This is a genomic window from Cupriavidus sp. DL-D2, assembly GCF_039710735.1.
In the GTDB taxonomy this organism is placed as follows: Bacteria; Pseudomonadota; Gammaproteobacteria; order Burkholderiales; family Burkholderiaceae; genus Cupriavidus.
Map to the genome: position 1 here is coordinate 1 of NZ_JBDKXK010000158.1, position 386 is coordinate 386.

Annotated in this window: 1 protein-coding gene; it reads left to right on the forward strand. The window is 65.5% G+C overall.

What is annotated here, in order from left to right:
• A partial coding sequence (locus ABDB81_RS30465; protein ID WP_346814430.1) for a hypothetical protein occupies positions 1-386 on the forward strand: 386 nt, incomplete at both ends.

A 386-nucleotide genomic window follows, 5' to 3' on the forward strand; every position in this document is an offset into this window, starting at 1 on the left:
GGCCACCTCAACCTCGCCAGCCGCCAGGACACCGAAGGAAGCCGCGCCCGCCAGACAAGTGCGGGGGGTGGCCTCAGCTTCAGTCAGGGCGGCGGCTTGAGCGGCTCGCTCTCGGCATCGACAGGCAAGGCCAACGGCAACTTCGCCAACGTGGCCGAGCAATCCGGCATCTACGCAGGCGACGGCGGGTTCGACTTGAACGTCAAAGGCAACACCGACCTCCAGGGCGCCCTCATCGCCAGCACGGCCACGAAGGACAAGAACTCGCTGAAGACGGGCACCCTGAGCTGGGACGATATCGAGAACAGATCGGACTACAAGGGCACGTCGTTCGGCGTGGCCGGTGGCTTCACCTTCGGCCCCAAGGTCAAGGACGAGAAGACCGG